We start from the raw sequence: 14,871 nt of genomic DNA, 5'->3' as shown, positions 1-14,871 counted from the left end.
TAGTTTCTAGCCAACGATTCGCACCATAGCTCTCATAACGCTGTCATACTTAAGTATTTTTTCTAATGACAGGATACCGTTATGTGGGCTTTCTTACTTCTCAGACATCCTCTGATATCTTTTTTGAACTTATTGGTAATCCTCCAGAATCAGCTAGCTTTTATCAATTTTCATCAGTTGAAATCAAACAAACAGCCTTCAGAATAGATGGTGTGTTTCTGCCTACACAAGGAAGCGAGAATCCGATTTACTTTGTAGAAGTACAATTTCAAGCTGATGGGGAAATTTATTCACGGCTAATTGCAGAAATATGTTTATACCTCCGTCAAAATCAACCATCAAATGACTGGGGTGCTGTGGTTTTATATCCAAACAGGAATGTAGATATAGGCAATATCAAACATTACCGTGAGTTTTTCACAAGTGGGCGCGTCAGGCGCATTTATTTGGATGAATTAGGTGAAGGTGCATCGCTTCCAATTGGCATTGCAACTGCTAAATTAGTAATTGCAACCGACGATATAGCAATTGTCCAAGCAAGGGAGTTGATAGACAGAACTAAGTCAGAGATAAACTCACTAGCAAAACAGTAGCAATTATTACAATTTATCGAGACTATTTTGGCTTATAAGTTTCCCACAATGAGTAGGGAGGAGATGGAGGAAATGTTTGGATTAAGCGAGTTAAAGCAAACCAGATTTTATCAGGAAGCCTTTCAGGAAGGTGTTGAACAGGGTAAGGTTCAAGGCATCGAACAAGGCATTGAACAAGGTAAGGTTCAAGGCATTGAGCAAGGCAAACTCAGAGCAGTACCAGCAATGTTGGCAGCCGGGTTGACTGTAGAACAAGTAGCACAGGCGCTAGATTTGAGTGTCGAACAAGTCAGACAAGCCGCGCAGTAGGATTCTTCTGATCAAGGAGTAGAGGAATTGGTGGACTACAACATAGGAACTATGAGTTTCAAAGATACAAAAATTTATCAAGAAGCATTTGAATAAGGGCGTTTGGAAGGTTTACGGCAATCAGTACCTCGTCTATTAAATTTAGCGTTAACTATTGAGCAAGTTGCGGAGGGATTAGGTTTAACTATAAACCAAGTTCAAAATGCGAAACTCTATCATGATGGCATCCAAATAGGGGAGCGTAGAGCCAAATTAAAATTAATACCCACCTTGTTGAAATTTGGGGTGACTGTGGAACAAGTGGCAGAGGCATTTGATTTCAGTGTCGAAGAAGTTAGACAAGTAACACAAAGCCAGCCTTGAGATATATGTGGTAAATTTTATCCGTGGCTCAAGCCAAATTTGGTTTGCAGCTTTCAGACTTTCTCACGACGAATTTATAGTTAATTTTTGTTAATATTAGAGGCGGTGTTAGTACTTCGTCCTCAACCACCCACTCCCTACCTGAGAGAAACTTAATGCTGCGACTAGAACATATAAGTAAAATTTATCCCACAGGCGAAGTTCTCAAAGATATCAACTGGGAAGTTAAACCAGGCGATCGCATTGGCTTAGTCGGTGTCAACGGTGCTGGAAAATCCACCCAGTTAAAGATCATTTCTGGGGAAATGGAACCCACCTCTGGCGTAATTATCCGTCCTAATAGCTTACATATAGCCTACCTCAACCAAGAGTTTGAAGTAGACCCCACCCGCACCGTTAGAGAAGAATTTTGGACTGTCTTCAAAGAAGCCAACGAAGTACAGTTATCTCTGGCGCATGTGCCACAAGAGATGGAAACAGCTAGCCCAGAGGAACTGGATCGACTGATCGACAAGTTGGATCGGTTGCAGCGCAAATTTGAAGCATTGGATGGCTACAACTTAGATGCACGCATTGGGAAAATTTTACCAGAGATGGGGTTTGTGCTAGAAGATGGCGATCGCCTCGTCAGTGCCTTCAGTGGTGGTTGGCAAATGCGGATGAGTTTAGGTAAAATTCTCCTGCAAAAACCCGACTTGTTGCTGCTGGATGAACCGACTAACCACCTAGATTTAGAAACCATTGAGTGGCTGGAAAATTACCTCAGAGGGCTAGTTACGCCGATGGTAATAGTCTCCCATGACCGGGAGTTCCTTGACCGCCTCTGCACCCAAATTGTGGAAACTGAACGTGGCGTTTCCAGTACCTACCTTGGTAACTACTCGGCATATTTGGAACAAAAAGCCGAAAGCCAATCAGCACAACTTAGCGCCTACGAACGCCAGCAAAAAGAATTAGAGAAACAGCAAACCTTTGTTGATAGATTTCGCGCCAGTGCTACCCGCAGTACCCAGGCAAAAAGCCGAGAAAAGCAACTCGACAAAATTGAGCGTATTGAAGCACCTATCGCTGGGGTAAGAACTCTACACTTCCGTTTTCCCCCTGCACCACGCAGTGGACGCGAAGTAGTAGAAATTAAAGATTTAACTCATCTTTATGGTGATAAAATTCTATTTTTAGCAGCAAATCTGCTAATTGAAAGAGGCGATCGCATTGCTTTTCTTGGCCCCAATGGTGCTGGAAAATCTACCCTTCTGCGCGTGATTATGGGTATGGAACAACCCACAGAAGGTAGCGTTCAATTAGGGGATCACAACGTTATTCCCGGTTACTTTGAGCAAAATCAAGCTGAAGCTTTGGACTTGAAGAAAACTGTCATGGAAACTATCCATGATGAAGTTCCAGACTGGGATAACCAAGAAGTCCGCACGCTTTTGGGACGCTTCTTATTCACTGGTGATACTGTATTTAAAGCAGTTGGGGCATTAAGTGGAGGAGAAAAAGCTCGTTTGGCTTTGGCAAAAATGCTCTTACGTCCCGCGAACTTATTAATTTTAGATGAGCCAACAAACCACCTAGATATTCCAGCTAAAGAAATGCTGGAAGAAGCGCTCAAAAATTATGATGGGACAGCAATTGTAGTTTCCCATGATCGCTACTTTATTTCTCAAGTAGCTAACAAAATCGTCGAAATTCGTGATGGTGAATTCCGCGTTTACTTAGGAGACTATCATTACTATCTCCAGAAAATTGCTGAAGAAAAAGAACAAGCAAAGTTAGCTGCGATCGCTGCTGAAAAAGCTGCTAAAAAAGCTGCAAAAGCTTCCAGTAAAAAGAAATAAGAGATTGAATACCGACTTAGTAGTAGTGCTAAAATGCTACTACTAAGTAATTACTTGTTATTAGCAATAACCGACGTTACATAAAAATTGCTAAAGTTTAAAAAATCATTCAAAAAACTGCAAGTCTTTCATAAAATAAATTAATAAGCAAAAATTCACTTGCGGCGTGGTTTAGCAGTGGTATCATTCGGATATTACAAAAAGTAAAGGGCAATTTTACTATGACCAAAGCACCTGTTGCTCCTGTGGTGCTAGTCATTTTAGACGGATGGGGCTACTGCGAGGAAAAGCGAGGAAACGCTATTAATGCTGCTAAAACTCCCATTGTGGACAGTTTATGGACAGCTTACCCGCATACCCTCATCCGCACATCAGGAAAAGCCGTAGGGTTGCCAGAAGGTCAAATGGGCAACTCGGAAGTAGGTCATTTGAACATTGGTGCTGGGCGAGTTGTACCGCAAGAACTGGTACGCATCTCTGATGCGGTCGAAGACGGTTCTATTGCCTTAAACCCAGCACTCGTTAAAATCTGCCAGGAAGTTCGCTCTCGGAATAGCAAGCTGCATCTAGTCGGGCTTTGTTCTGAGGGAGGGGTACATTCTCATATCACCCATCTATTCGGACTACTTGACTTAGCTAAGAACCAGCGAATCCCAGAAGTTTGTATTCACGCCATTACCGATGGTCGTGACACCGCCCCAACTGACGGTGCAAGAGCAATTACAATGCTGCAAAATTATATAGACCGCACAGGAATTGGGCGCATAGTCACCCTTAGCGGTCGCTACTACGCGATGGATCGCGATCACCGTTGGGATCGGGTCAAACGCGCCTATGACGTGATGACTCAAGATGGTTCAGGTGATAATCGCAACGCTGTAGAAATCTTGCAAGCATCTTACGCCGAAGGGGTAAAAGATGAATTTGTCAACCCAATCCGAATTGCACCCGGCGCAATAGAACCAGGGGATGGGGTAATATTTTTCAACTTCCGCCCCGATCGCTCTAGACAACTGACTCAAGCTTTGGTCAGTCCCACGTTTAACGGTTTTGAAAGACAGCAAATCACACCACTGTCTTTTGTCACGTTTACGCAGTATGATTCAGACTTACCCGTGGCTGTAGCCTTTGAACCGCAGAATCTCAGTAATATTCTGGGAGAAGTAATAGCCAATCATAGTCTGAATCAGTTCCGCACCGCCGAAACAGAAAAATACGCCCACGTCACCTATTTTTTTAATGGGGGTCTGGAGGAAGCTTTTGCTGGAGAAGATCGGGAACTGGTAAGCAGCCCAATGGTAGCTACTTACGATCATGCCCCAGCGATGTCAGCAGCAGCAGTTACAGATGTTGCGATCGCAGCGATTCAAAAGGGTATATATTCCCTAGTTGTGATTAACTATGCCAACCCAGACATGGTAGGGCATACTGGTCAAATTGAAGCTACCATTACAGCAATCGAAACAGTTGATCGCTGTTTGGGACGCTTGTTAGAGAGCGTTATCAAAGCCGGTGGTACAACAATTATTACTGCTGACCACGGCAACGCTGAGTATATGCTAGATGAAGGGGGTAATCCCTGGACAGCTCATACTACTAACCCAGTCCCCTTAATTTTGGTAGAAGGCGAGAAAGTCAAAATACCTGGATATGGTACAAATGTCGAACTGCGAAGCGATGGCAAGCTATCCGACATCGCCCCCACGATTCTAGAGATTTTACAGCTGCCTCAGCCACCAGAAATGACCGGGCGATCGCTTCTGAAAACAGCAGAATATGAGCTGCAACGCACTCGCACCCCCGTGCAAGTAGGGCTGTAAAAGAGTTAGGAGTTAATAGTGAGGAGTTAATAGTCAAAAGTGATGAATTAAAACTTTCCTAACTCCTAACTCCCAATTCTTAACTCCTAACTCCTAACTTCCAACCCTGACTCATCTTTTTTGAAACTTTTTATAAATGAGATTCCTACCATGACAGTTACTAATATCGTGCAAGGCATTTGGGCGTTTTCCGCCACAGGTTTGATTATCTTAGTTTTACTGCATAGCCCTAAAGGTGATGGCATTGGAGCCATTGGCGGACAAGCCCAGCTATTTAGCAGCACCAAAAGTGCAGAAAATACCTTAAATCGAATTACTTGGGGATTGACAGTAATCTTTTTAGGCTTAACAGTGCTTTTAAGTGCCGGTTGGTTGCCTAAATAAGGATAGGTTAATGGGGAAAATAGCCCAACACCCAATACTTAAGAGCCTAATAAATTTAATTTCACGGCGGTTAATTACAGCCCTTGTCTTTTTTCTTGGCACAGGGCTGTTAATCTTTTTTACTAATCTCCAGTCAAGTGACGGGTTTACAATAATACCAAAATATGGATATTCAAACTTAATAATCTCTCTATCTCCATCATCTCCTTCAAAACCTCATCCCTTACCGCCTACACTCGCAAAGTGGCAAGATACTACCAACAGTGGTAACTACTTTTCCCAAGTCACAAAAACCCAAGTTGGTTATTTAATCTGGTCACAATTTCCTGTTCGAGTTTATGTAGAACCACCAAAAGACATCAGCGAAAAACAAGCTCAAGCATGGGTTAACGCTGTCTTGCAGGGTGTACAAGAATGGAGTAATTATTTGCCTTTGACAATAGTCGAACAGCCAGAAATTGCTGATATTACGATTGTGCGAAAAGCGCCACCTCTACAAATTTACCCTGGTAGTAATATACCCCGGGCGCAATCGGCACAAACTACTTACGAGTTATATACCAGCAATAAAGTTTTATCCCACCGCTTCACCATCTTGCTAAGTCCCAGTCAAACAGGTAAATATCTCATTGCAGCTACCCGCCACGAATTCGGTCATGCACTGGGAATTTGGGGTCATAGTCCGCTACAAACTGATGCCCTATACTTTTCCCAAGTTCGTAACCCGTTGCCTATTTCTCCCAGAGATGTAAATACTTTAAAGCGGGTTTATGAACAGCCAACCAGTTTAGGATGGTAAATAATTAAGTATGAATAGTTAAGTTTGAAAATATAATAAATAAATCTGTATAAATCTGTTTTTAATTGAGATAAAGGTGCACATTGCGTATACAGCAGATTGCTACTTGGTGGAGTACAAATTATAGTAAGCATGAACACCTTTTCGCCTTAACCATGTACTTCATTTACCCAAAAAATGATGTATTGTATTGTGTAAATAATCTTTATAAAATTGTAATAATATAAAAATTAAAGACTAAAGCAAGGAGAAAATAATTCAATGGCAGCAATCGAATCTCGTGACTATACGTTAGAAGAACTATTTCAGGATTTTTATGTAGTTAAAGCCTATCAACGTGAATATGTTTGGGAACAAAAGCAAGTTTTAGAACTTCTTAAAGATGTTCATGACCCATTTTTAGATAACAAGTTAGGTTCAGACTGGGAGTGTTTTATAGGAAGTATTATTGTCTGCAAATCTGAAGAATTATATGAACTCATAGACGGTCAACAAAGAATGACAACTGCATATCTAATTCTATGTGCAGTAAGAGATTTTATCCAAGAATTAAACTCTAATGAACCTCAAAAAAAACTTAAAGAATTTCTCACTTCATATTTTGTAGAACAAAACGGTAATGAAAGATTTAAAGAAAGAATAGAACTTCAGTATGATGAAGAAAGCCGAAATGTTTTAGAAAAAATTGCTAAACAACAAAATTTTGAAGAAATTTCTGATAATAGTTCTGTACAGCGCATCAAAAATACTTATCAAGTTGCCTTGAAATTTCTAAAAGATGAATTTGCTGAAGATGAAGCTCCTATTCAGCAAGTTAAACTATTCTATGCACGTTTTATTAAAAATGTGAGGGTAGTTCGTGTAGAAACAAAGAGTATGTCTCATGCACTTAAAGTTTTTGCAACTATCAATAACCGTGGCGTTGGTCTTGATGCCGTAGACTTACTCAAAAACCTGATGTTTATCCAAATCAAAGATAAAGACTTTGAAAAACTTAAAAGTAAATGGAAGGAAATGTTGAAAATCCCATATAAATCTAATGAAAATCCTATTAGATTTCTTCGTTACTTTATTATTTCAAAATATGATTCAGAACGTATAAGAGAAGATAAAATCTATGAATGGTTCGATAAAAATAAAGATAAATGTGGATATGATCAGAAGCCATTTGAATTTATTGATTCACTTTTAAGATCGGCAAAAGCATTTGCAAATTTTAAAGAAGGGAATGATACCTTTGGTAAATCTAATCGTTATTTAGTAAATATCTCTTATCTTTCTACTAATCAACACTTTGTACTACTTTTAGCGGCTCAACATCTTTCTAAGGAAATGTTCACAGAACTTTGTAAGCATATTGAGAATTTTTTATTTATCTATATTATTACACAAGCTAGATCAAGTAAACTTGAAGTTTTATTTGTGGAATGGGCATCTAAGCTTAGACAAATTAGTGACAAACAGTCACTAGATAAATTCATAAATGAAGAAATTCAGACTGAGAAGCAAAAGCTATCTGAAAAATTTATACTTGCTTTTCGTCAACTTGATGAAGATTCAGTACGAAAAAAAATAATGCAATATATATTAGCTAAACTTACACAACATATTGATGAGTTAGCCTATGGAGAAATAGAAGCTCATACTTCTTTAAAAAACTACATAAATAAAAATGTCGAAATTGAACACATATTGCCTCAAAGCTATGAGGCTGTGAAATCTTCATTTGATAAACCAGAGTTAATATATCAGTATGTTAAATATCTTGGAAATCTTGCCTTAATTGAGAAATCTATTAATACTTCAATAAAAAATAAACCCTTTGAATTCAAGAAAAATGCTTACCAAAAATCTAAATTTTTAATTACTAAGTCAATAGTAGAGCGAGTCAATATTGGTATAAATACAGCAATCGACCGTGCAGTAAGAGATTTGAGTGTATTTAATGAATGGAATTCGGAGTCAATAAAGTGTCGGCAAGAAATGCTAGCTCAATTGGCCAAGATAGTTTGGGATGTTGTCTAAGGTAGAGCATCAATTTTTTTAATATGAAGAGGCAGCAAAATTATAGCTTGCTAACCTCTAAATTATATTGGAGATAAGCTAATAGCCATTCATTTTTCCAGACTGATTCGCTTCTACTAAGGGCTTCAGCCCTAGTTTTATGCAACTTAAATGCTCATTAGCTTAATTCAAAATTCAACAAAACAATAACCTAACTCATTACTCTTTCTAACTACCCTTTATTTATTCCTACGCTCTACGACTTAGCGGTAGAGGTCGTTGTGCTAAAACTTCTTTATAAAGTTCTTCGAGCAGAGTAATATTTTTACTAAGGGTATAGCGGTCTAATACACGCTGTCTGGCTTTTTGCCCCAGTAAGGTTGTTAACTCTGGATGGTCTTGTAACACTGGCAAGAGGGTTCTTAATTGCGATCGCGCTGTTTTAGTACTAATAACTATACCTGCGCCCTTTTCCAAAACTTCTCCATCTGCACCCACGTCTGTTGCTAAACAAGCCAACCCACATGACATTCCTTCTAACAGAGATAGGGACAAACCCTCTACCAATGAAGGCAAAATAAATACATCTGCGCCCCGCAAAATTTCGATCCGTCGGTCTTCATCAGCGATAAATCCCAACCAAATAATGCCGTATTCTGAACCATAAAATTGCTCTAAAGAAGACTTTAAAGGGCCATCGCCAACAATTAGCAACTTAGTACCTGGCCCCATTGCCGACTGCTTCCAAGCCCGGAGGAGGGCTTCGACATTTTTCTCTGGCGCTATTCGACCCTGATAGACAAACAAACGTTCGGCTTTAAATTCTGTTTTGACTTGAGAAAATCCTGGAGAATACTTGACGGTATCAACACCGTTGGGAATTACAGCAATATTCTCTTCCCTCACGCCCATCCCTGCTAATAATTCTCGCTGAATTTGGGAAAATACAATCACGCGATCATAGTTAACTAAAAAAGGTGCGTAGAGCTGATAAGCCAAAAGTTGTGTTCCCGATACCAGCTTTGCCCCCTTTCCAGCAAACGGCGTGTGAAAAGTGGCAACTAGGGGCAACTTCAGCTCCTCACAGATTTCCGGTAGAAAAAAGTCTAGAGGAGATAACGTCAAGGAAGCATGGACTACATCTGGCTTGATTTCTCGCAACGAATCAGTTAAAACTTTGGTCGCTTTAAAAGTGGGAATTGTATAAACCTGGGACTTGTAAATGAAAGGTAGGGAAACCTCTCGAAGATTTGGCCAGTTGTCAGGTTCAGACTCTTCTTGGGCGAAGTGAAGAAAGCTAACTTGATGTTCCTTGTCTAGCAAGGCATTTGTAATTTCTCGACTGTAGGTGACATTGCCGCAAAAGGGTGATTTTTTTCCAATCCAGGCTATACGCATTCTTTATTTAGCTGTAAGAAAAGCGGGTTTGATCTATTACTTGTGTGTCCTTCGTGATTTTTATTTTATCTAGCTATACTTGCTGGTTTTTTTACTTATTACAGATTCCCAACATAATTTAGTTTAAAAAGCCTATTTTAAGCTGATTAAACCAGTGGGTTTATGGCTTTATTTATTCTACTTATAAGTTGTTTATTTCTCATATTTAAACAACTTATTCTGACTAATGTCAGATTGATATCCCACAAGTATGTGATAAATTTTCACTGACCACAGTTTACCATGAACAGAAAAGCTTTAAGTAAATATTAATTACTTAAAAGTAATAAATAATAGCTCTTGTTAGCTGATAATTACTTCTGTGAGTTATACCAGGATAATATACCTCCTGAAACGACGATCGCAGCTAATCCCAAAAAAACTGCCTGCAATCCTACAAAGGTTTCTGCTACACCTGCTAATGCCAAAGGTAAAGAGAGAGCAATATTAATTACATTGTTTTGTAAACCAAAGACTTTACCACGCATTTCTGGAGGTGTTTCTGTTTGGATCGCTGTTTGCATAGGAATACCCACTAGTGCCCCAAATATACCTAATAGCATCACCAGTAACAGAATTAGCCACAGTTGGGTTGTAAATATTGATAGACCAATCAGGGATGCTGTCATGCCCACACAACCACACAGACTTAGTTTGGTATAGGAGAAGCGTTGACCAAATTGACCGAGAATTGTTGCTCCCGCAGCAATGCCAACACCGCCGGCTGCTAGTAAAAAGCCGAACTGTGAGGCTTTCATGTTGGGAATTATTTCTGCCATGCGAACGGCTAAAACAGTTAATGCTGCAAAGACAGAAAACAAGATAATCAGCTGAAGTAAAGCATTGCGGACGCGATGATTTGCTTTGAGGTAGGCAAAACCATCCCGCAAATCAGAGAATACGTGAGGGAATTCTGTATCGGGATCATGGTGTTTTTCGTTAGTTGCCAACAGGAATAAAATTAGTCCTGCGATCGCATAACTACCACCGACTAAAAATTCTTTGCCCAAACTACCACTACCACCAATTTGCAGCCAAAGTCCATCTGCGATCGCTAACAATGGTTCCCCGACAGCAAACCCAACAATCACCGATGCCATCATCGTTGTCGTATAAAGCGAATTTGCCGAGAGCAAATCCTGTTCTTCTACCATTAACGGAATTGCCGCCTGTTCTGCTGGTGCAAAAAACTGCGTCAGCGTCGAAACTAAAAAAGTCACACCCAGAATGATCAAAAAGCCAACTGGCAGTACTCCTATGGGTTTCCAGTCATGAGTCAACCACATCAGAAAGGGAATTGACAAAACTAAGATGCCGCGCCAAATATTCGTTGCCACCAGCACAGCCTTTTTCGACCAGCGATCAACAAATACACCAGCCACGGAACCAAACAATACAGCTGGAATCGTAAAAGCCATCATCAAGGCTGATACCCAACCACTAATACTTTGATTACTAGCCTGAAACTGAGTATTAATCAAAGCAATCATCAGCACCAAATATACTTTATCTGCTAGTTGGGAAAAAACTTGACCGCCCCAAAGAGCCAAAAAATTAGGGTTTTTTAATACAGGTAAAAACCCCTGCTGTTTGATATTTCCTGAAACAGCTTCTCCACCAGAACCAGATCCATTTAATGTTGGTGATTCTTTTTCTGGGATAGTAGCTGCTGGCAAATGCCCGTTGCTATTTTCTTGGGCAGTAGTTAATTTGTCCTCAGATTGTTTTTCTGATTGATTTAGAATATCAGTTTTTGGGATCTGGTCTGTACAATTTTGATTGTTTTTAGAAACGTCTTTTGGGGACATTTCTTGGCCATTTAGTTGACTAGGTGTACACTGTGAAACAGCACTCAAGTGATTCCTGACTGTAGGATCTGATACCCTATTCTGTTTTTTAGCGAGGCTTGGTGACAAAGGTAGGATTTTTTTATCCAAATCAGACGGTTGCATCATGGTTAGCAGCAAAATAAGAGTCGATCAAGGTAGCAGAGCGAATAGGGCGACCTAATTGATACTGAGCATACTGGCGCAAAATCTGTTCAACAGATAACCAGTCATGATCTCTAGCACCATCAATTTGCATTATCTCTGGTTGTGACAGATGTTGAAGCAAAGCCAGTTCCATAGCACTCGGACGACTAGAAATCACAGGTATTTCTTGCCTATGCACAACAACTGTTTGGGAGCCAGGTTTTGCAGGTGATAGGATAATAGGGTGATTGGGTAATGGAGAAAAAGATGAATTTCTTTGTATCTCCCTCTCCCTCTCCCCCTTTCTTCGCAAACGTTCCCAAGCTTCTAAAGAAACCGTTCCACCCGCAGGGATACTAAATCCTACCTGCCAGTTTGGATCTGTAAAGTTTGGCTTGAGGAGGTTTCCAGATAGGCAGCAGACTTGCACTTGTGGCGTTACTCCTGCTAACGCTAAAAGGTGAAACACCCCATGAGCCAGATGGGCCAAAACCCCAGATGGATTTGCACTAGATAACGCCTCCAACCGATGGAGATGTTCATTGAACAACTCATAAAGTTCTTCTTGGGGTTGTTCGCTCAAAGCTTGACACAAGACTATTTCTGCTAAATACTGACTGGCAGCCAATTTTCCCAAATCTTTAGCTAAACCAGGGTAAGTTTTTAACGTCTGTGCTTGAGTAATTTTATCAAGTGATCGCCCTTTGGCAATCAATAATTCATTGACAACAAACATCCCACTCCTACCGCCCAGACTGGAGTTGTGTTTACGTGCCCCTGAAGCCACTGCTCGAATCAGACCGAATTCCCGTGTCAAAATCGTCACTATTTTATCCGATTCTCCTAGCGCCTGGGTTTTAAGATTAATACCAGTTGCTTTGTAGGTTCTACTCATTAGTCATTAGTCACTAGCCATTAGTAGTTATTAGTCATTAATCATTAGTCAAGGGTCATTAGCTTCGGATAAATGACAAATGACAAAGGACAAAGGACGAATGACTATTCACTCTTTCCCACGTTATCGCGCTGGCGGAGCAAATTCATACCGCGAGATGTGCCTAATCTAGTAGCACCCGCTACGATTAAGTCTAGAGCTTGATTGATAGTATGGATACCACCTGAAGCTTTAATTCCCACTCTGTCTTTTGCAAGTTCCTTTAAAAGTCGTACATCTGTGACTGTGGCACCACCATTCCAGCCTGTACTGGTTTTTAAGAATGTCGCTCCTGCCTCCATAGAGATTTCAGCAGCTATTTTTTTCTCCGCATCCGTCAACAGGTTGATTTCCAAAATTACCTTGACTGTTTGCCCAGTCTCTTCACAAATTTCGGCAATCTCTCGGTGGACTTCTTCTGTTTTGCCAGCTTTTAACCAGCCCAAGTTCATCATCACATCTAACTCAGTGGCCCCACTATCCGCCGCCTCTTGAGCTTCATATAGTTTCACTGCTGAAGTCGTTGCACCAGAAGGAAAACCAATCACCGTACAGACTTTGGGGTCTTTACCGTGGAGGAGTTCTACTGCTTGCTTAACATTAGCGGGGAACAGACAAACCGCCGCAAAATTGAATCTATATGCTTCTTCACACCATTGCTCAACCTGCTCTGGAGTAGCCGTTGGGGTTAACAGGGAGTGATCGATAAATGGCGCAATATCAATGTCTGGATAGTCTGCTGCCATCGTGTCTTCTGCCAGTTATTGATTATTAAACTTTATAAAAAATTAAAACATTTCTTATATATATATTAAACCACATTTATTACGAGTTTATCCTGAAAAGAAGCTGCTCAATTGTCTTGAATATCGGCTTTACAGATGTCTTGCTACTACTGTAGGTATTTAAGTTAACCTTAAGTAGTACTAACCCTAGAAATATCAACAGTGTTTTTCACACTAGTTGTTAAGAAGTTAAGAATAGTTTTAGCTAACGCTTTGGATGCCAAATATGGGACACCGTTACCAATAGTTTTAAACATATTTGTAAGTGACATATTCTCTGGAAGTTCAAAATTTGCAGGCAAAGATTGGATAGCCAAAGCTTCTGCTACAGAAATCCGCCTAATTTTGTAAGGATGTAAATGTACTTCATTATTTCCATAGCAAGCTGTTGGAGAGTAACGCCATCTATGCAGACGTTTGAAAGACTTTCTGGAATTATCTCCTTCTTGAACAGCAGCGAATTTGGTAATAGCTGCCCTTGGTCGAAAATAGTGTTCAGCATTGGGATGCTTCAGAACATTATTTTTTCTAAACCAGTATTCAACTGTCAGTTCTTCAGGTATACCATCAGGACAAGGTATTAGAGAATTTTCTTTAAATGGTTTACACCTGCACCAGGGGTAAGCAAAAACTTTTTCTTGAGGATATAAAATATAATTATTCCAAGGGAAAGTTTCTTCAGAGAGTAATTTTTTATCAAAGGTGATTTTCATTTCCTGAAGAAAATTATTTTTGAAACCAATTAAGATAATTCTTTGTCTATCCTGGGGTACACCATATTCGATAGCATTAATTAACCGCTCAGTTAATATATAACCTGCTTCCACTAATTGGTGCTTGAGCGATTCAAAAAATAAACGGTGCTTTGTCGTTTTCCACAACCCCTTAACATTCTCAAATAAAAAGAAATCTGGAAGATTGCGACAAATTAATTCAACATAAGAAGCGGAAAGTTTACCATTATCTCCTAAACGTCCCCTATTTTTCCCACCAATAGAAAAATCAGGACAGGGAGGCCCGCCGATGAAACCAATTATATGATGAGATTTGCGGCAGTCTTTGACTAATTCTTGAAGACGTTCTGCTTCTGTTCCGACGATCAGTTTTGTAATGTCTGCGGCTTCACCGTGATCATATCCATATTCAGGCGACCGCATTTTCAGAACTTCTCGTGAATGGCGATATGCGGCGATGAATGGGGGAAAAATTTCATTCACATAAACAATATTAAAACCGCTAGTTTCAAAACCTAAATCTAGAAAGCCTGAACCAGCAAAAAAAGAGAAAATACAAGGGCGATCGCTCATTGAATGACTAGTATTGTAAAAAAGTATTATTAATATCAGATATTACTAAAATTTGTTATGTCATTCCTTCTAGAAAAAATTAATGCTAAGTATCCTAATTTGGTTTCAGGGGTTGGTAAAGCCTAATATACTTAGGTCTTCTACGTAGGTTAAATCAAAAATGAACAATTTGAAGACAGCTTAAATAGTAAAAAAAAATTCACAATTACTCTAAGTATTTCATATCAAAGTTCACTCAATCTTTAAGGAAAATCCCTGACAGAAAAGGAGTCTGGGGTCACAATTAAATATAGGGGTTGCCAAGCTCCAAATAATGTTTAAG

At 39.8% G+C, this 14,871-nt stretch carries 11 protein-coding genes and 1 pseudogene; 7 read left to right on the top strand and 5 right to left on the bottom strand.

The annotated features are described in order from the left end of the window. Positions 1–65: 65 nt before the first annotated feature. The 7 genes and pseudogenes from H6G97_RS15390 (at position 66) to H6G97_RS15360 (ending at position 8,134) form a co-directional block, all read left to right on the top strand. A pseudogene (locus H6G97_RS15390) lies at positions 66–902 on the top strand (Rpn family recombination-promoting nuclease/putative transposase). Between the two features lie 102 nt (positions 903–1,004). Then, positions 1,005–1,265, top strand: coding sequence for a hypothetical protein (locus H6G97_RS15385; protein ID WP_190941601.1), 261 nt, complete (start codon positions 1,005–1,007; stop codon positions 1,263–1,265). A gap of 155 nt (positions 1,266–1,420) precedes the next feature. Then, the gene (locus H6G97_RS15380; RefSeq protein ID WP_190941599.1) at positions 1,421–3,106 is read left to right on the top strand and encodes an ABC-F family ATP-binding cassette domain-containing protein; all 1,686 of its coding nucleotides are present in this window, start codon (positions 1,421–1,423) and stop codon (positions 3,104–3,106) included. Positions 3,107–3,327: 221 nt separating this feature from the next. Continuing rightward, a complete protein-coding gene (gene gpmI, locus H6G97_RS15375; protein WP_190941597.1) occupies positions 3,328–4,926 on the top strand; it encodes a 2,3-bisphosphoglycerate-independent phosphoglycerate mutase in 1,599 nt (532 codons plus the stop codon). A gap of 150 nt (positions 4,927–5,076) precedes the next feature. Next, complete coding sequence (secG, locus tag H6G97_RS15370) at positions 5,077–5,310, top strand: preprotein translocase subunit SecG (protein ID WP_190941594.1); 234 nt, start codon at positions 5,077–5,079, stop codon at positions 5,308–5,310. A gap of 10 nt (positions 5,311–5,320) precedes the next feature. Then, a complete protein-coding gene (locus tag H6G97_RS15365) occupies positions 5,321–6,109 on the top strand; it encodes a peptidase (protein WP_190941592.1) in 789 nt (262 codons plus the stop codon). Between the two features lie 261 nt (positions 6,110–6,370). Continuing rightward, a complete protein-coding gene (locus H6G97_RS15360; RefSeq protein WP_190941590.1) occupies positions 6,371–8,134 on the top strand; it encodes a DUF262 domain-containing protein in 1,764 nt (587 codons plus the stop codon). A 228-nt stretch (positions 8,135–8,362) separates the two neighbouring features. On the opposite strand, the gene H6G97_RS15355 is transcribed toward H6G97_RS15360, so the two are convergent. The 5 genes from H6G97_RS15355 to H6G97_RS15335 all read right to left on the bottom strand — a co-directional run bounded on the left by H6G97_RS15355 (position 8,363) and on the right by H6G97_RS15335 (position 14,549). Next, a complete protein-coding gene (locus tag H6G97_RS15355) occupies positions 8,363–9,511 on the bottom strand; it encodes a glycosyltransferase family 4 protein (protein WP_190941588.1) in 1,149 nt (382 codons plus the stop codon). Between the two features lie 353 nt (positions 9,512–9,864). Beyond that, positions 9,865–11,502, bottom strand: coding sequence for an MFS transporter (locus H6G97_RS15350; RefSeq protein WP_190941611.1), 1,638 nt, complete (start codon positions 11,500–11,502; stop codon positions 9,865–9,867). Further along, positions 11,489–12,418, bottom strand: a complete 930-nt coding sequence (recO, locus tag H6G97_RS15345; RefSeq protein WP_190941585.1) for a DNA repair protein RecO — start codon at positions 12,416–12,418, stop codon at positions 11,489–11,491. Before recO ends, H6G97_RS15350 begins: the two co-directional genes overlap by 14 nt. Positions 12,419–12,522: 104 nt before the next feature. Beyond that, complete coding sequence (gene deoC, locus H6G97_RS15340; RefSeq protein WP_190941583.1) at positions 12,523–13,203, bottom strand: deoxyribose-phosphate aldolase; 681 nt, start codon at positions 13,201–13,203, stop codon at positions 12,523–12,525. Positions 13,204–13,373: 170 nt separating this feature from the next. After that, positions 13,374–14,549, bottom strand: coding sequence for a DNA cytosine methyltransferase (locus H6G97_RS15335; RefSeq protein ID WP_190941581.1), 1,176 nt, complete (start codon positions 14,547–14,549; stop codon positions 13,374–13,376). Positions 14,550–14,871: the final 322 nt, after the last annotated feature.

The organism is Nostoc flagelliforme FACHB-838 (assembly GCF_014698065.1).
GTDB lineage: Bacteria > Cyanobacteriota > Cyanobacteriia > Cyanobacteriales > Nostocaceae > Nostoc > Nostoc flagelliforme_B.
Note: the sequence above shows the minus strand (reverse complement) of the source record. Positions and strands in the feature narration are given on the sequence as shown.